The following is a 16,180-nucleotide window of genomic DNA, read 5'->3' as shown; positions in this document are numbered from 1 at the left end:
TTATTGTAATTCTCTTTTAGTAAGCTCAGTGGCTAACTTTGCAACCGTTCTTCTTGCTTTTCTAAGCTGAAGCGGATTTTCCAGTGGCGTGATAGCATGAGCCATTTTTAAGTCTGCATAATTCTTTTTGAATTCACCAAGCTTTTCTTGTAGCTCAGCAACAGATAATTCTTTAATTTCTGACTGTTTCATAATTCCTCAAGTATTAAGCTGAATAATCCCTTGCCACAATGAATTTGGTCTTAACCGGAAGCTTTTGAGCTGCAAGACGCAATGCTTCTTTTGCTACGTCTAACGGCACACCTCCGACTTCGAACATAATTCTGCCTGGTTTAACAATTGCAGCCCAATATTCCACTGCACCTTTACCTTTACCCATACGTACTTCAAGAGGTTTCTTGGTTATAGGTTTATCCGGAAATATCTTTATCCACAACTGCCCTTCCCTTTTCATGTAACGGGTAGCCGCTATACGCGCTGCCTCTATCTGACGTGCAGTTATAAATGAAGAATCCATAGATTTTATACCAAACATTCCGTTTGAAAGTTCATGTCCTCTCTGGGATATCCCTTTCATACGCCCCTTCTGCTGTTTGCGATATTTGGTTCTTTTTGGCTGTAACATTTTTCCTTACTTTAAAAAATTACTTTCTGCGACGAGGTTTTTTCGGACCGCTTTTTCCTCCCTGCTGCTTTTTGGACATACCCACCAGCGGAGACAATTCTCTCTTACCGTAAACTTCGCCTTTCATGATCCACACTTTTACACCAAGCCTACCGTAAGTGGTATGTGCTTCGACAAGTGCATAATCGATATCAGCTCTGAAGGTAGACAAAGGTATCCTTCCTTCTTTATAAGATTCGGAACGCGCCATTTCCGCACCGTTCAAACGGCCTGAAATCTGCACTTTAACACCTTCTGCATTCATTCTGATTGCAGCCGCAATAGCCATTTTAATAGCACGTCTGTAGCTGATCCTGCCCTCTATCTGACGTGCAATACTTGCAGCGACGAGATTAGCGTCCAATTCCGGCCTTTTAATCTCGAAAATGTTAATCTGAACCTCTTTATCGGTAATTTTCTTAAGCTCTTCTTTCAGCTTGTCTACCTCCTGACCGCCTTTCCCGATGATTATTCCGGGACGCGCTGTGGTGATAGTAACGGTTACAAGCTTCAAGGTACGCTCAATAATCACCCTTGAAACACTAGCTTTTGACAAACGAGCATGAACATATTTTCTGATCTTATCGTCTTCGGCGATCTTATCACCGTAGTCTTTACCGCCATACCAGTTAGATTCCCATCCTCTGATAATACCAAGGCGATTTCCGATTGGATTTGTCTTTTGTCCCATTTATCTCCTAACTTTGTGTGTTATTATTAGCTCCAAGCACCAATGTCACATGGTTGGAACGCTTTCTTATCCTGTGAGCACGGCCCTGGGGTGCCGGACGAAGTCTTTTCAGCATACTTCCGCCATCCACACGAACCTCTTTTACAAACAGGTCTGCTTCTTCTATGCTTGCATCCTCGTTTTTGGATTGCCAGTTGGCTATTGCAGACAACAACAGTTTTTCCAAACGACGGGATGCTTCCTTTTGATTAAATTTCAAAATAGCAAGCGCTTTTTCTACTTTCTCTCCCCTAACCAGATCCGCAACAAGACGCATCTTTCTGGGGGAAGTAGGGCAGTTATTCAACTTTGCAAACGCTAATTCTTTTTTAGCTGCTTTTATTTGCTCTGCTCTTTCTCTTTTGCGAACTCCCATAGCTTCCTATTATTTTTTTCCTTTATTTTTCGCACCGGCATGCCCTCGGAAGGATCTTGTCGGTGAAAACTCTCCTAACTTATGTCCCACCATGTTTTCTGTAACATAAACAGGAACAAACTGACGACCATTGTGTACCGCTATAGTCTGCCCAACAAAATCCGGTGTTATCATAGAAGCCCTGGACCAGGTTTTAATAACCGTCTTTTTCCCTGACTCTACATTTTGTTGTACTTTTTTCTCGAGACTATAGTGAACGTAAGGTCCTTTCTTTAACGAACGTGCCATCTGTAATTTCTTTTATTTCTTTCTACGTTCTACAATATACCTATTACTTGCCTTGGTGCGTGTACGGGTTTTATATCCCTTAGCAGGAACTCCGTTTCTAGACCTCGGATGTCCTCCTGAAGCCCTTCCTTCACCACCACCCATCGGGTGATCTACCGGGTTCATAGCCACAGGCCTTGTTCTCGGCCTTCTGCCAAGCCACCTGCTTCTACCCGCTTTACCAGACACGATCAATTGATGATCGGAGTTAGACACTACCCCAACGGTAGCGAAACAAGCCCCTAAAATCAATCTGGTTTCTCCGGAAGGAAGCTTAACCGTAGCATACTTCCCTTCCCTCGCCATTAGCTGAGCAAAGGCACCGGCACTACGAGCCATAACAGCTCCTTGTCCCGGACGCAGTTCTATACAAGAAATCACTGTACCCAATGGAAGATCAGACAAAGGCATAGCATTACCGATCTCAGGCGCACTACCTGGACCGGAAACTACAGTCTGACCAACTTTTAAACCGTTCTGAGCTATAACATATCGTTTTTCACCATCACTGTATTTCAGCAAAGCAATAAACGCTGTTCTGTTCGGATCGTACTGAATAGACTCCACTGTAGCTTCAACCCCAACCTTCTCTCTCTTGAAGTCTATAACACGATACTTTCTTTTGTGACCACCACCTCTGTAGCGCATGGTCATCTTCCCTTGACTGTTTCTCCCCCCGGACTTTTTTAACGGAGCGAGCAAACTCTTCTCCGGCTTATCAGTAGTAATCGCGTCAAATCCGTTTACTACTCTAAAACGCTGCCCCGGGGTTATCGGTTTTAATTTTCTAACTGACATTTTTGTCTTTCCTTATATATTACTATAAAAATCAATAGTATCTCCCTCCGCTACCTGAACAATGGCTTTCTTATAAGCATTGGTCTTACCGTATTGTATACCGGCTTTAGTATAGCGCACACTTCTCTTCGGACCATAATTCATTGTACGAACTTTCTCTACAGAAACTCCATAAGCAGTCTCAACAGCATCTTTGATCTCCAGCTTATTAGCGTTACCGTTCACAATGAAACCATAGCGATTATTCACCTCGCTGTCAGCGGTCACTTTTTCCGTAATTATAGGCTTAATTAACACACTCATGGTCCATTTATTTACTTAAATTCGACTCAATTCCTTCCAAGGCACCTTCCAGAAGCACCACATTGTTAGCATTAAGTATTTTGTAAGTACTTAATTCTGAAACATTTATAACCTCAGATGCCTTTAAATTGCGTGACGACAAATATACATTTTTATTTGGCTCACCCAATACAATCAACGATTTTTTATTCTCTAATCCCAAGGCTTTCAGGACAGAAGTAAAATCTTTGGTCTTCGGAGTATCCAGATTGAAATTTTCCAAAACCACGATCGCCTCTTCTTTCGCCTTAATACTTAAAGCCGATTTACGAGCAAGACGCTTTAGTCCTTTATTAAGCTTTTGCGTATAATCTTTAGGTCTCGGGCCGAAAATTCGTCCACCTCCTACAAAAATGGGAGATTTTATACTACCTGCACGTGCAGTACCGGTACCTTTTTGTTTTTTAATCTTCCTGGTACTACCGGTAATCTCTCCTCTTTCTTTGGCCTTATGGGTTCCCTGACGCTGATTTGCCAGGTAACGCTTCACATCGAGATAAACAGCATGATTGTTTGGCTCTATTGCATAAACAGCATCAGAAAGACTAACCTTTCTACCTGTTTCTTTTCCGTTTATATCTAATACTGCTATTTCCATTACTTCTGAACTATTACGTAAGCGTTCTTATGCCCGGGAACACAACCTTTAATAACTATCAGGTTTTTTTCCGGAACCACTTTCAACACTTTCAGGTTTTCAACTGTTACTCTTTCAGCACCCATTCTACCGGCCATACGCATTCCTTTGAATACTCTGGCAGGATAAGATGCCGCACCTATAGATCCGGGTGCTCTGAGACGGTTATGCTGACCGTGCGTAGCTTGACCTACACCTCCAAAGCCATGTCTTTTCACAACACCCTGAAACCCTTTTCCTTTGGATGTACCTGTCACATCGACAAATTCTCCCTCCCGGAAGTGCTCTACCGTAATGGTATCACCCAATTTAAAATCCCCTTCAAAGCCCTGGAACTCGATGATCTTTTTCTTAGGCGAAACCCCTGCTTTCTTAAAATGACCTACTTCGGCCTTACTAGCACGTTTTTCTGCCTTGTCATCGAAACCAAGCTGAAGAGCCTCATACCCGTCAACCTCTTTGGTTCTGACTTGGGTAACTACGCAAGGACCTGCTTCAATAACGGTACAAGGAACATTCTTCCCATTCTCGTCAAAAATGCTGGTCATGCCAATCTTTTTACCAATTAACCCAGACATACTGATTTTAGATTTTGGATTTTAGATTTTAGATTTCAGTATTTCAAACTGACCAAATAAAACCCAAACCCTCGTTATTAATTAAATTACTATTCCAAAAAATTCAGGGTCAAAAAACATATTTCAACCCTGAATATATTTTTATTTCCGTTTTTCCTTTGCGAAACGCTCCGGACATGTCTTCTATGATTTAAAACTACGACTTCGGATTTACAAATGACACATTTTTATTGCGTCCGAAAATCCCAAATCGCAACTCCCATCACACCTTGATCTCCACTTCAACTCCACTCGGCAATTCGAGTTTCATCAAAGCATCGATAGTCTTTGACGAGGAACTGTAAATATCGAGCAACCTTTTGTAAGAGCTCAACTGAAACTGCTCCCTGGACTTTTTATTAACGTGAGGTGAACGCAATACCGTAAAAAGTTTTTTATGGGTAGGCAACGGAATAGGACCAGTTACCACTGCCCCGGTAGTTTTTACCGTTTTTACGATCTTCTCAGCAGATTTATCTACCAGGTTATGATCGTATGATTTTAATTTTATTCTTATTTTCTGACTCATTTTCGTAAAATTTAAGCTTCAACTCCTTTTGCTTTCTTAATCACTTCTTCAGCTATATTCGCAGGAGTTTCCGCATAGTGAGAAAATTCCATAGTAGAAGTTGCCCTACCGGAAGACAACGTTCGCAGCGAAGTCACATAACCGAACATCTCGGAAAGCGGAACTACCGCCTTGATAACCTTGGCACCGGCCCTGTCGTCCATGTTATTTACCTGGCCACGACGACGGTTAAGGTCCCCTACGATATCTCCCATGTTTTCTTCGGGAGTAAGAACTTCCAGCTTCATTATAGGCTCCATCAGGACAGCTTTTGCCGCTCTTGCAGCAACCTTATAACCCATCCTGGCAGCAAGTTCGAAAGAAAGCGAATCCGAATCCACAGGGTGGAAAGATCCGTCCTTCAGAACAATCTTCATAGCATCCATTTCAAATCCGGCCAAAGGACCGTTTTTCATAGCCTCCCTGAAGCCCTTCTCTACAGAAGGCACGTATTCTTTAGGGATGTTACCACCTTTGATGATATTAACAAATTCAAGACCGGTTTTCCCTTCTTCAGCAGGCTCCATAGTAAACACGATATCCGCGAATTTACCACGTCCACCGGTTTGCTTCTTATAAACCTCCCTGTGGTCCGCAGAAGCAGTAATAGCTTCTTTGTACTCTACCTGGGGCTGACCTTGATTCACTTCTACTTTAAACTCACGTCTCAAACGATCCACGATAATATCCAGGTGAAGCTCACCCATTCCGGATATAATAGTCTGACCTGAAGCCTCATCGGTTTTAACCTGGAATGTAGGATCCTCTTCAGCCAGTTTAGAAAGTGCCATACCCAGTTTATCCACATCGGCCTTTGTTTTAGGCTCCACAGCGATACCGATAACCGGATCCGGGAAATCCATACTCTCCAGCACTATAGGATGCTTCTCATCACATAACGTATCTCCGGTTTTAATTTCCTTAAAACCAACAGCAGCCCCGATATCACCAGCAGAAATAGACTCTATCGCATTCTGCTTGTTAGAGTGCATCTGATAAATACGTGAGATACGCTCCTTTTTACCGGAACGCGTATTCAAAACATAAGAACCTGCATCCAGTTTTCCGGAGTACGCTCTAAAGAATGCCAAGCGACCCACGAAAGGATCTGTTGCAATTTTAAATGCCAAGGCAGCAAAAGGTGCAGTCACTTCCGGTTTACGGGAAATTTCTTCACCAGTATCAGGGTTCGTTCCCACAATAGCATCTTTATCTATAGGAGAAGGCAAATACCTACAAACAGCGTCCAACAAAAACTGAACACCCTTATTCTTAAAAGAAGAACCACACACCATAGGTATGATACTCATATCCATTACCGCAGCACGAAGCGCAGCATGAATTTCATCTTCTGTAATAGAATCCTCATCCTCGAAGAACTTCTCCATCAAACTCTCATCGTACTCAGCAACAGCTTCGATCAACATTGCCCTATACTCATCCACTTCCTCTTTCAGATCTTCCGGTATATCCACCACATCAAAGGTAGAACCGAAATTATCCTCATGCCATACAACAGCCCTGTTTTTAATAAGATCTACAATACCCCTGAAATCGGCTTCCTCACCGATAGGAAGTACAATCGGCACCGCATTAGACCCCAACATCTCCTTCACCTGCTTACAAACATTGAGGAAGTTAGAACCCTGACGGTCCATTTTATTAACAAATCCCATTCTCGGGACTTTATAGTTATCAGCAAGTCTCCAGTTAGTTTCAGACTGCGGCTCAACACCATCTACTGCACTAAACAAAAAAACCAATCCGTCAAGAACCCTTAACGATCGGTTTACCTCCACCGTAAAGTCAACGTGACCGGGAGTATCTATAATATTAAAGTGATACGGCTTCGTATCCGGAGTAGGCTGTGCATTTTCCATTGGAAAATTCCAGGTACAAGTTGTAGCCGCCGAAGTAATGGTTATACCACGCTCCTGCTCCTGCTCCATCCAGTCCATAGTAGCCGCTCCGTCATGCACTTCTCCTACTTTATGACTAACACCGGTATAAAACAAGATACGCTCTGTGGTCGTTGTTTTTCCCGCATCAATATGTGCGGCAATACCGATATTTCTCGTATATTTTAAATCTCTTCCCATTTCTTATCTATGTTCTTAGCAATTAAAACCTAAAGTGCGAGAATGCTTTGTTAGCTTCGGCCATTTTATGCGTATCCACCCTTTTCTTAACCGCCGCTCCTTCTTCTTTAGCTGCAGCTAGTACCTCACCCGCGAGCTTTTGCGCCATGGACTTCTCGTTTCTCTTACGGGAAAACCCGATAAGCCACTTCATAGCCATAGACACTTTTCTATCCGGTCTTATCTGCATAGGAATCTGAAATGTCGCTCCACCTACACGGCGGCTTCTAACCTCTACGTGCGGCATAACATTGGACAACGCATCTTTCCAAAGCTCCAAACCTGTTTTATCTTCGTTTTGTTTCTTTTCTTCAACGATATCAATAGCATCATAAAAGATCTTAAACGCTACCGACTTCTTACCGTCCCACATCAGGTTATTCACAAAGCGGGTCACCAACTGATCGTTAAATCTTGGATCCGGCAAAAGAGGCCTTTTTTTCGCCTTTCTTTTTCTCATTTCTTTTCTTTAATTGTATTTGACCATTTTTTCATCAAAGACGGAACGCGTCTTCTACACAGCAAGGTGCTCAACACACCTTAAAACACAAAAACGACTATTTCTTATCCTTAGGTCGTTTTGCACCGTATTTGGACCTTCGTTGCGTCCTTCCTTGCACACCGGCAGTATCAAGCGCACCACGAACAATGTGGTACCTTACACCCGGCAGGTCTTTTACCCTTCCGCCTCTTACCAATACTATCGAGTGCTCCTGGAGGTTATGTCCTTCACCAGGGATGTAGGCATTCACTTCATTACCGTTAGTCAAACGCACACGAGCAACTTTACGCATCGCTGAGTTTGGTTTCTTCGGTGTAGTAGTGTAAACACGCGTACAAACCCCTCTTCTTTGAGGACACGAATCCAAAGCAACCGATTTACTCTTCTTGGTAATTCTGGCTCTTCCTTTTCGTACTAATTGTGAAATTGTTGGCATAATTTACTTTACAATAAATGTTTAAATTGATATAAAGCCTCTTTTTAAGAGGGTGGCAAAGGTAGAAATATTTTCCAACAATTCAAATCATAAACAATTAATTTTCTTCAAAGTAGCCCATTTTTTATTTTCCCGAAACCAAAGGAAGTAAACACCAACGATAAACAGTCATAAATAATCACGACTCAAACGATGGTCCGCTTTCAGTGAAAAAGCTAAAAAACACAAAGATTCTTCTGCCCTGTCCAATGTTACAAAACATTATTCACTTCCGTGCAAAATATAAAACTCTCACAACACCCCTCTTTTTTACAAAAAATTCACAATAACCGATTACTTTTCCTATTAAATAAAGAGAAATTAACACATTAACTAAAAAGGGCTATTTTTACATTATATTCGATATTATTGACTTTTTAATGAAAAAATATCATTATTAAAAAGTCAAAGTCGAAAAACAAAACACATTTTAACTTAAAATAATAATTATAATACTATAGCATGCCAACTACATTTCTGTTAATAAATTGTTACCGTTAGGTTTTTTCCACATATTTGGGGCACTAATTCAAAATAATTTTCAAAACATGAGAACAAAATTAAGCGGAATCTTGACGCTGTTTTTGGCGTTAATGGTGCAAATTGGTCTTGCACAGGAACAAGCGGTTTCCGGCACGGTAACGGATACAGGGGGTATGCCGTTGCCCGGGGCGAATGTGATTATAAAAGGAACAAGCACCGGAACCCAAACCGACTTTGACGGCAACTTTACTATCAATGTTAGTGAAGGGGAAACTCTGCAGGTTTCTTATATAGGAATGAAAACTGCTGAGGTTACTGTTGGTTCTTCCTCTACTATTAATATACAATTGGAGGAGGATGCTCAAGCCTTGGAAGAAGTTGTGGTTACTGCCCTGGGTATTAAAAGGGAAAAGAAATCTCTAGGTTATGCTTCCCAAGAAGTAAGTGGCGAGAAGCTTGCTCAGGTCCCGGTAGCCAACATGAGCGATGCGCTGTCCGGTACTGTTGCCGGGTTAAATATTACGCAATCCGGAACAATGGGTGGATCTACCAATATCATATTGAGAGGTATGAGTTCATTGGTTGGTAATAACCAGGCTTTGATTGTTATTGATGGTACACCTATCAATAACGAGACTTATAACGACAGTAATATTGGCTCAGGGGCCGGTGCTTATGACTATGGAAATGGTCTTTCAGATGTTAACCCAAACGATATTGAAGACATAAACGTGTTAAAAGGGGCTGCTGCAACTGCGTTATATGGTTCTAGAGGTATGAATGGGGTAATAATGATTACCACTAAAAAAGGAAAAGCAACGGAAAAAATCGGAGTGCAGTTTAACAGTGCGATCACTGTAGGATCCGTGAATAAAAAGACCTTGCCAAAATATCAGAATGAATATGGTGGTGGTTATAGCGGTTCTTCTTTTTACGAAATCAATTCAAATAATAACACACCTGACATAAATGGGGATGGTGTAGCTGATGATAATATAGTATATACTTACGACGATGCTTCTTTTGGTGATAGGTTTGATCCAAGCAGAATGGTTTATAACTGGGATTCTCAATATCCCCAGCTACCGGGTTATCTGCAACCGACTCCATTTGTGGCAGGAGCCTCTACTCCTAATGACGTTTGGGGAACTGCAACAACTTATGTGAATTCTGTTTCTTTTAACGGAGGCGACGACAAAGGGACGTACAGAATGGCGTATACTAACTTCATGCAGGAAGGTGCGCTGCGTAATAGCGATATAACGAGAAATACCATCAACTTTTCTTCAACATATAATTTAACGGATAAATTAAGTGCGTTTGGAAATATTACTTATACCAACACAAGGGGGAAAGGTCGTGTTTTAACAGGATATGAGGCAAGAAACCCAATGCAAGGTTTTAGGCAATGGTGGAACACTTCTGTAGATATGGCCAAGCAAAAAGAGGCATACTTGGCTACGGGGCAAAATATGACTTGGAATATAGCAGATTGGGAAACCCAAAATGTGGGTTATGCGGATAACTATTACTTCTCCAGAGATAATAACTATCAAACAGACAGAAAAAATCGATTCTATGGTAATTTTGGTTTAAACTATGAAATCAATGACTGGATGGGGATAATGGGAAGATTTACCTTCGACACTTTTGACGAGTTAAGAGAAGAAAGAGTCGCTATGGGGTCCACTTCTGGTATTGGGAGATCTGACCATGGAGGTAACGGAGAATACTACTTTATGAATCATACGGTGAGCGAGTATAACTACGATTTGATACTCAATATCGATAAAGATTTAACAGAAGATCTTAATCTAAATGCTAACGTAGGATGGAACTTAAGAGCGAATAAAAGGTATGGAAATTGGGCTGTCACCAATGGAGGGCTTAAAGTACCAAACTTATATTCCATAACAAATACTGCCAATCCTTTGACAGAGGAAGACATGCGAGATTTTAATACGAATAAAAAAGTAGATGGTTACTTCGGCCAATTCAACTTAGGTTGGCGTAATATGGTATATCTGGGTGGATCGTTGAGAACAGATAGGTCGTCTGCCCTGCCAATTGAGAATAACAGGTATTGGTATCCTTCAGGATCAGTGAGTTTTGTGTTTTCAGAACTTTTGAATTCCAGAGAAACTATTAACTTTGGTAAGTTTAGATTTAATTACGCTCGTGTAGGTAATGATACGGATCCATACCAACTTTTAAATACTTATACATTTAATCCCGGATTCGGTGGAGCATATAATGCCACTGCTCCTGACATTTCAAATAACCCTGATTTAAAATCGGAAACTATGGAGGAGTTTGAAGCAGGACTTGAGATGAATTTCTTTGCCAGCAGATTAAGTTTTGATCTTTCCGTATATCAGCGTAAAACTTTTGATCTTATTACTAATACTGAAGTTTCAGGTTCCAGTGGATTCACAGGTGTTTGGGTGAACTCCGGAGATATAGAGAACAAAGGTATTGAAGCCAGAATTACGGTAGTTCCGATACAGTCTGAAGATTTCAGATGGGAAATGACAACAAACTGGGCTAAAAACGAGAATAAAGTGACAAGAATATTCGGTGATAACGAATTCCTTCTCTTAGGTTCGATGTGGAATACAAGTGTTGGGGCTCAAGTTGGCGAATCTACAGGAACTATCAGGGGTTATGATTTTGTTTACGATGAAGCTACCGGGGAAAGAGTTGTTGGCACGGATGGTAAATATTTACGTAATGACGATCCTACATCCGTTATCGGTGATGCCAATCCCGACTGGATCGCAGGTTTGAACAACTCTTTTACTTATAAGAACCTCAATTTAAGTTTCCTGATAGATATTAAACATGGTGGCGACGTTTATTCACAAGATATGGCATTTGGTCTTTCTTCTGGTGTGTATCCCGAAACTGCCGGTCCTAACGAGTTAGGCAATCCAAAAAGAGATCCTGTTTCCGCAGGTGGTGGAGTTCTTCTCCCCGGAGTTAAAGAAGATGGTACTCGAAATGACATTAGAGCTGACTTTTCTAATTCTAATAATCCATACGGATATAATGGTGGCTCTGGAGGAGTAAGTGCTCCGGAAAAAATGCATGTTTACGATGCTTCTTATGTTAAGTTGAGAAATGTATCCTTATCTTACAATATGCCCAAGGATTTCTTTGGAGATAGGTCACCAATTGATAATATGACACTTTCTCTAATAGGAAGAAACCTGTGGATTATTCATAAGAATTTACCATATGCAGATCCGGAGTCTGCTATGTCGGCAGGAAATGTATTGGGCTTGCAAAATGGAGTACACCCAAGTTTCAGAGAAATAGGAGCAAGTTTAAAAATTGAATTCTAAAAAAGATAAAGACAATGAGAAAATTAGTATTCATATTAACTTTAGTCTTAATTTTATCAGCATGTTCTGATGAGGATTATGCAAGACTAAATCAAGACCCAAAAGGGGCTACATCTGTTCCTGGTAGTTTTCTTTTTACCAGTGGTGTCAAGTCTCTTTTTGATCAGATGGGGTCTACTAGCGTAAATGATAACATATTTAGGTTAGTTGCTCAGCAATGGACGGAATGCCAGTATGTTACAGAGACTAATTACGATCTCACAAACAGGTCTATACCTTCTGCTCATTGGAATAATATTTATGCTGCTTTATACGATTTACAGCAGGCCAAAATATCTGTCCAAGAAGACCCAGATCTGTTAGATGGTGTAAGAGCAAACCAGGCATCTATAATTAGTATAGTAGAGGTTTACGCCTGGCAACAAATGGTGGATACTTTTGGGGATATACCTTATACAGAAGCTCTTCAAGGAACAGGAAATACTATTGCCACTTATGATGATGCGGCAACTATTTATGAAGATCTATTAGCGCGTGTAACATCCGCGTATAACAATTTGGACACAGGATCTGAAGGTTTGGATGACGATTTTATTTATAACGGCGATATAAGCCAATGGCAAAAACTCGCTGCATCCGTTAAATTTAAACTCGCTATGAGGCTTGCTGATGTAAACCCTTCTCTATCCCAACAACATGCGAATGAAGCTTTAGGCTGGGGGTTAATAGCATCAAATAACGACAACTTTACACTTCCGTATGAGCCTAGTAATACGAATGCTCATCCCTTATATGCAGATTTAGTATTAAGTGGTAGACAAGATTTTGTTCCTGCAGATACTTTTGTAGATTATTTAAATGATTTAGAAGATCCGCGTAAATCTGTGTTTTTAGATGATAATCTAGGTGAAGATACTTATGTTGGAGGAGTTTATGGGGACTTTAATAGTTATGCATCCTTTACTCATATAGGGGGAGCATTTTATGAACCGGATTTACCCGGAGATTTGTTGGATTTTGCAGAAATTTCCTTTCTTCTAGCCGAAGCTGCTGAAAGAGGTGGTTATAATGTAACAGGAAGCGCAGAAGAATATTATACTCAAGGTGTTACGGCAAGCATGGAGTATTGGGGATTGAGTTCTGACGAAATCGATTCATATCTTGCTAAACCTGAAGTTGATTATGCTACTGCACCGGGCACGTGGCAAGAAAAAATTGGTATGCAGTTTTGGATTGCTATGTACAACAGAGGTTTTGAAGCATGGAATGTATGGAGAAGGTTTAGTTCTCCGGAACTTCGTCTACCTGTGTCAACCGGAAACCCTATACCACTGAGGTTTACTTATCCTGTAAGGGAGTATACGCTTAATGAAGCTAGTGTTTCTGCTGCTGCTTCCGCCATCGGAGGAGACGAACAACAAACTCCTATTTTCTGGGATGTAAATTAATTATATTTTGAAAAACCTGTGTTTCCTGTAAGAGACACAGGTTTTTTCTCTTTAAACAAAGAATTTATTAAACCCTAAATCAATCAGTTATGAATAAAAAACTATTTCTTTATGTACCATTATGCATGGCACTCATAACATCCTGTAATAACGATTCTGATTTTGAAGAATCTGACATAAATCCGGAACTCAATCACGAAGCTCTTTTAGCAAATACTCTTCCCATTGAATCCTATCCTCTCGATTGGGAAAATGTCAGTGAAGTATCTACTCCTAATGGCAAAGTAAGAATGCCATGGCAGGCAGCTTCCTCTCCCAATATTGACGACAATATCCTTCATGACTATCAAAAAGAAGATGGATGGGAACTTTTATATAATACATTTGCAGAAAACTCTTCGGCAGAACATTTGTTTTTCACACTTTACAACAAATATCGTGGAATTGTACGCACATACTATTATACAAGGGCTGATTCCGAGATATCATCCAGTTACATAACCAGTTCCTTAGCTCTTAGAGGAAATGTAAGTTCGCCGGTACTGAACTTTGCTGATCAATCCATAATTGATGTGGAACAAAATTCAACCGTTACTTCCATGATCCAACCCTACCAATTTGAAAGAGCCAGTTGGTACGCCTTTGAATACGAATTGGCTTATGATGAGAACATTAAAAACCTGAGTTTTTCCCAATTGTCGCAACAATGGAAAATAGGTTCTGTAAATATTTCCACTATCAAACTAAACGGAACTTCTACAGGGACGATAAAGGGAACTATAAAATCAGATGGTAAGGATTTTAATTCCGACAACAATATATCTTCAAATGACCAAAGTAAACTGGCGGCTAATTTTTCCGGGGATGAAAGTGAAGATGAAGATAGCAATATACTAAAAGACATAGGAAAAGCTATAAAAGATGGGATTCTCGGAGGTATAGAAAGTGGTATTAGCGGTATAGCCAAGAATCTTTTTAGCGGCATCTTTGGCAAAAAGACAGATACTCCTACCGTTCAATATGTAAAGCTGGATATCAACACTGAGATAGAAATGAACGGAACCATAGAAAATAGCCACGGAGGAGGCGGACCTAACATTCCCTTCCCTGGTTATGGTGCTTCTCCGAATGGAATAGCCTATGACAAAAGTCCAGGTGTATTTTATTTAACTGAAAATCCTGAAATCAAAAAAGAAGTCCATAAAACCTGGGTCTGGGATGATGACCTTCTAAAATATTTACCTTACGAGCATCGCACCTATAAGATAATTACAAATTCATATGAGATTAAGTGGAATCCAGCACTTACTGCAATTGCAGATATTGAGAACATTAAAACTGAAATTATTGCTCAAAAACCTAAAGACGCGACCGGAGATGACCCTTGGGGCAATGACTCAACCATAGAACAAATTGGGAACCAAAGCTTTTTTACAGGTTCCAATATATATACCGGAGGTGTACGCTATTGGAACATGTCAATAGTAGGGGTAAGAATTTCCTTCAAAATAAAGCCTAAAAACGGAGATCCGGAAGTTTTCATCGTTAAGACATTTAAATCAGAAATCACAGAAACCGAAACTACACAATCTCCTGTACCACCCAGACCAAGAGGCTAAAATTTTTGGTAAGACAACAGAAATTAAATGTAAAAAGTTTACCCATAAATTTAAAAAAGCATCCCTTAGAGATCGGTATCTCTAAGGGATGCTTTTTAATGGGGAATAAATCTTTATTAGAGTATATAAAGAACCCGTTGTGCATTATGATTTAAAAAGAAAAAAGTTGTTCAATTTGACTGATAGTCAGTAAATTGTTTTTACCACAAAACATTTACGATGAACAACTTAAATGCAAATTACGAAAGAATATTGGAAGTACTAAGAAAAATATCGGAAGAACAACTGCTTCCTTACCAAAGGCGAAGCCCTCGGATGAGTGATTTGGAAGTAGTTGGCTTATGTTTAACCGCTGAATATATGGCAATTGACAGCGAAAACCATCTTTTCCGGATGCTCCCCAACCATCTTACCAGTAAGATTGAACGCAGCGTGTACAACCGTCGCCGTAGACGTTTAATGCCCTATTTGGATAAGATACGGGGATCATTGGCCAAGCATTTCAATGAGTTTGAAGATTACTTTGTAGTGGACAGTATGCCTTTGGAAGTATGCAAGCTTTCCCGCTCCTCCCGCAGCAAGGTATGCAGGGAAGAGGATTATGCTTTCCCCGACAAAGGGTACTGCGCCTCTCAAAACCTTTATTTTTATGGGTATAAGTTACATGCGGTGTGCTCTATAGGTGGGGTCTTTCAAAGTTTTGACCTGAGCCCGGCCTCTGTACATGATATTAATTACCTCGATGATATCAAGATGCAGTTGTCTGATTGTGTCCTGCTCGGGGACAAGGGGTATCTTTCGGCAGAAGTCCAGTTGAACCTCTTTGAGAACCACCAAATTGAATTGAGTACCCCGATGCGCAAGAACCAAGGTGATTACAGAGAGCAGCCCTTTGTATTTAAAAAATCCAGAAAACGCATAGAAACTTTATTTTCACAGCTATGTGACCAGTTTATGATCCGCAGGAACTATGCTAAATCCTTCGAAGGGCTCAAAACAAGGGTGTTGTCAAAAATAACGGCACTTACTGTGATTCAGTACATCAATAAATTCATTTTCAACAGAAATATCAATAATATTAAGATCAGCATTGTTTAAAATGCACAACGGGT

General features: G+C 40.5%; 17 protein-coding genes. 4 read left to right on the top strand and 13 right to left on the bottom strand.

Features of this window, described 5'->3' with window-relative positions; translation table 11 throughout:
- The 13 genes from rpmC to rpsL form a co-directional block, all read right to left on the bottom strand.
- Nucleotides 1–192: a 50S ribosomal protein L29 gene (gene rpmC / locus ACVBDY_RS05125; RefSeq protein WP_268223429.1), complete on the bottom strand. Its 192-nt coding sequence runs from the start codon at nt 190–192 to the stop codon at nt 1–3.
- Nucleotides 193–205: 13 nt separating this feature from the next.
- On the bottom strand, nt 206–625 hold the full coding sequence (gene rplP / locus ACVBDY_RS05120) for a 50S ribosomal protein L16 (protein ID WP_447174397.1): 420 nt from the start codon (nt 623–625) through the stop codon (nt 206–208).
- A gap of 19 nt (nt 626–644) precedes the next feature.
- A complete protein-coding gene (rpsC, locus tag ACVBDY_RS05115) occupies nt 645–1,355 on the bottom strand; it encodes a 30S ribosomal protein S3 (RefSeq protein WP_447174396.1) in 711 nt (236 codons plus the stop codon).
- A gap of 7 nt (nt 1,356–1,362) precedes the next feature.
- Complete coding sequence (rplV, locus tag ACVBDY_RS05110) at nt 1,363–1,770, bottom strand: 50S ribosomal protein L22 (protein WP_447174395.1); 408 nt, start codon at nt 1,768–1,770, stop codon at nt 1,363–1,365.
- 9 nt (nt 1,771–1,779) lie between these two features.
- Nucleotides 1,780–2,058: a 30S ribosomal protein S19 gene (gene rpsS / locus ACVBDY_RS05105; protein ID WP_008613595.1), complete on the bottom strand. Its 279-nt coding sequence runs from the start codon at nt 2,056–2,058 to the stop codon at nt 1,780–1,782.
- A 12-nt stretch (nt 2,059–2,070) separates the two neighbouring features.
- Nucleotides 2,071–2,895, bottom strand: a complete 825-nt coding sequence (gene rplB / locus ACVBDY_RS05100) for a 50S ribosomal protein L2 (protein ID WP_447174394.1) — start codon at nt 2,893–2,895, stop codon at nt 2,071–2,073.
- A 12-nt stretch (nt 2,896–2,907) separates the two neighbouring features.
- Nucleotides 2,908–3,198 (bottom strand): 50S ribosomal protein L23, encoded by a 291-nt coding sequence (rplW, locus tag ACVBDY_RS05095; RefSeq protein WP_447174393.1) that lies wholly within the window; start codon nt 3,196–3,198, stop codon nt 2,908–2,910.
- Between the two features lie 7 nt (nt 3,199–3,205).
- Nucleotides 3,206–3,835 (bottom strand): 50S ribosomal protein L4, encoded by a 630-nt coding sequence (gene rplD / locus ACVBDY_RS05090; RefSeq protein ID WP_447174392.1) that lies wholly within the window; start codon nt 3,833–3,835, stop codon nt 3,206–3,208.
- Nucleotides 3,835–4,452, bottom strand: coding sequence for a 50S ribosomal protein L3 (gene rplC, locus ACVBDY_RS05085; protein ID WP_447174391.1), 618 nt, complete (start codon nt 4,450–4,452; stop codon nt 3,835–3,837). Before rplC ends, rplD begins: the two co-directional genes overlap by 1 nt.
- Before the next feature lie 262 nt (nt 4,453–4,714).
- Nucleotides 4,715–5,020, bottom strand: a complete 306-nt coding sequence (gene rpsJ / locus ACVBDY_RS05080) for a 30S ribosomal protein S10 (RefSeq protein ID WP_072318085.1) — start codon at nt 5,018–5,020, stop codon at nt 4,715–4,717.
- Between the two features lie 11 nt (nt 5,021–5,031).
- Complete coding sequence (gene fusA / locus ACVBDY_RS05075) at nt 5,032–7,158, bottom strand: elongation factor G (RefSeq protein WP_447174390.1); 2,127 nt, start codon at nt 7,156–7,158, stop codon at nt 5,032–5,034.
- 22 nt (nt 7,159–7,180) lie between these two features.
- Nucleotides 7,181–7,657 (bottom strand): 30S ribosomal protein S7, encoded by a 477-nt coding sequence (gene rpsG, locus ACVBDY_RS05070; RefSeq protein WP_447174389.1) that lies wholly within the window; start codon nt 7,655–7,657, stop codon nt 7,181–7,183.
- A gap of 97 nt (nt 7,658–7,754) precedes the next feature.
- Nucleotides 7,755–8,135: a 30S ribosomal protein S12 gene (gene rpsL, locus ACVBDY_RS05065; protein WP_072318088.1), complete on the bottom strand. Its 381-nt coding sequence runs from the start codon at nt 8,133–8,135 to the stop codon at nt 7,755–7,757.
- A gap of 587 nt (nt 8,136–8,722) precedes the next feature.
- On the opposite strand from rpsL, the gene ACVBDY_RS05060 reads away from it, so the two are divergent.
- The 4 genes from ACVBDY_RS05060 (at nt 8,723) to ACVBDY_RS05045 (ending at nt 16,166) form a co-directional block, all read left to right on the top strand.
- Complete coding sequence (locus ACVBDY_RS05060) at nt 8,723–12,001, top strand: SusC/RagA family TonB-linked outer membrane protein (protein WP_447174388.1); 3,279 nt, start codon at nt 8,723–8,725, stop codon at nt 11,999–12,001.
- A 14-nt stretch (nt 12,002–12,015) separates the two neighbouring features.
- Complete coding sequence (locus ACVBDY_RS05055) at nt 12,016–13,449, top strand: SusD/RagB family nutrient-binding outer membrane lipoprotein (RefSeq protein WP_447174387.1); 1,434 nt, start codon at nt 12,016–12,018, stop codon at nt 13,447–13,449.
- A gap of 89 nt (nt 13,450–13,538) precedes the next feature.
- A complete protein-coding gene (locus ACVBDY_RS05050) occupies nt 13,539–15,068 on the top strand; it encodes a hypothetical protein (protein WP_447174386.1) in 1,530 nt (509 codons plus the stop codon).
- A gap of 219 nt (nt 15,069–15,287) precedes the next feature.
- Nucleotides 15,288–16,166, top strand: a complete 879-nt coding sequence (locus ACVBDY_RS05045; protein WP_447174384.1) for an IS982 family transposase — start codon at nt 15,288–15,290, stop codon at nt 16,164–16,166.
- Nucleotides 16,167–16,180 lie beyond the last annotated feature (14 nt).

This window comes from Sinomicrobium halophytocola, assembly GCF_052983395.1.
The sequence above is the reverse complement of the archived record's forward strand: the minus strand, read 5'-3'. Positions and strand labels throughout refer to the sequence as shown.

Coding starts and splice junctions, on each gene's coding strand:
- ACVBDY_RS05055 (WP_447174387.1), top strand. CDS start 12,016: ATGAGAAAATTAGTATTCATATTAACTTTAGTCTTAATTTTATCAGCA.
- rplB (WP_447174394.1), bottom strand. CDS start 2,895: ATGTCAGTTAGAAAATTAAAACCGATAACCCCGGGGCAGCGTTTTAGA.
- ACVBDY_RS05050 (WP_447174386.1), top strand. CDS start 13,539: ATGAATAAAAAACTATTTCTTTATGTACCATTATGCATGGCACTCATA.
- rpsL (WP_072318088.1), bottom strand. CDS start 8,135: ATGCCAACAATTTCACAATTAGTACGAAAAGGAAGAGCCAGAATTACC.
- rplP (WP_447174397.1), bottom strand. CDS start 625: ATGTTACAGCCAAAAAGAACCAAATATCGCAAACAGCAGAAGGGGCGT.
- rpsC (WP_447174396.1), bottom strand. CDS start 1,355: ATGGGACAAAAGACAAATCCAATCGGAAATCGCCTTGGTATTATCAGA.
- rpmC (WP_268223429.1), bottom strand. CDS start 192: ATGAAACAGTCAGAAATTAAAGAATTATCTGTTGCTGAGCTACAAGAA.
- rplW (WP_447174393.1), bottom strand. CDS start 3,198: ATGAGTGTGTTAATTAAGCCTATAATTACGGAAAAAGTGACCGCTGAC.
- ACVBDY_RS05060 (WP_447174388.1), top strand. CDS start 8,723: ATGAGAACAAAATTAAGCGGAATCTTGACGCTGTTTTTGGCGTTAATG.
- rpsG (WP_447174389.1), bottom strand. CDS start 7,657: ATGAGAAAAAGAAAGGCGAAAAAAAGGCCTCTTTTGCCGGATCCAAGA.
- fusA (WP_447174390.1), bottom strand. CDS start 7,158: ATGGGAAGAGATTTAAAATATACGAGAAATATCGGTATTGCCGCACAT.
- rpsJ (WP_072318085.1), bottom strand. CDS start 5,020: ATGAGTCAGAAAATAAGAATAAAATTAAAATCATACGATCATAACCTG.
- rplV (WP_447174395.1), bottom strand. CDS start 1,770: ATGGGAGTTCGCAAAAGAGAAAGAGCAGAGCAAATAAAAGCAGCTAAA.
- rplC (WP_447174391.1), bottom strand. CDS start 4,452: ATGTCTGGGTTAATTGGTAAAAAGATTGGCATGACCAGCATTTTTGAC.
- ACVBDY_RS05045 (WP_447174384.1), top strand. CDS start 15,288: ATGAACAACTTAAATGCAAATTACGAAAGAATATTGGAAGTACTAAGA.
- rplD (WP_447174392.1), bottom strand. CDS start 3,835: ATGGAAATAGCAGTATTAGATATAAACGGAAAAGAAACAGGTAGAAAG.
- rpsS (WP_008613595.1), bottom strand. CDS start 2,058: ATGGCACGTTCGTTAAAGAAAGGACCTTACGTTCACTATAGTCTCGAG.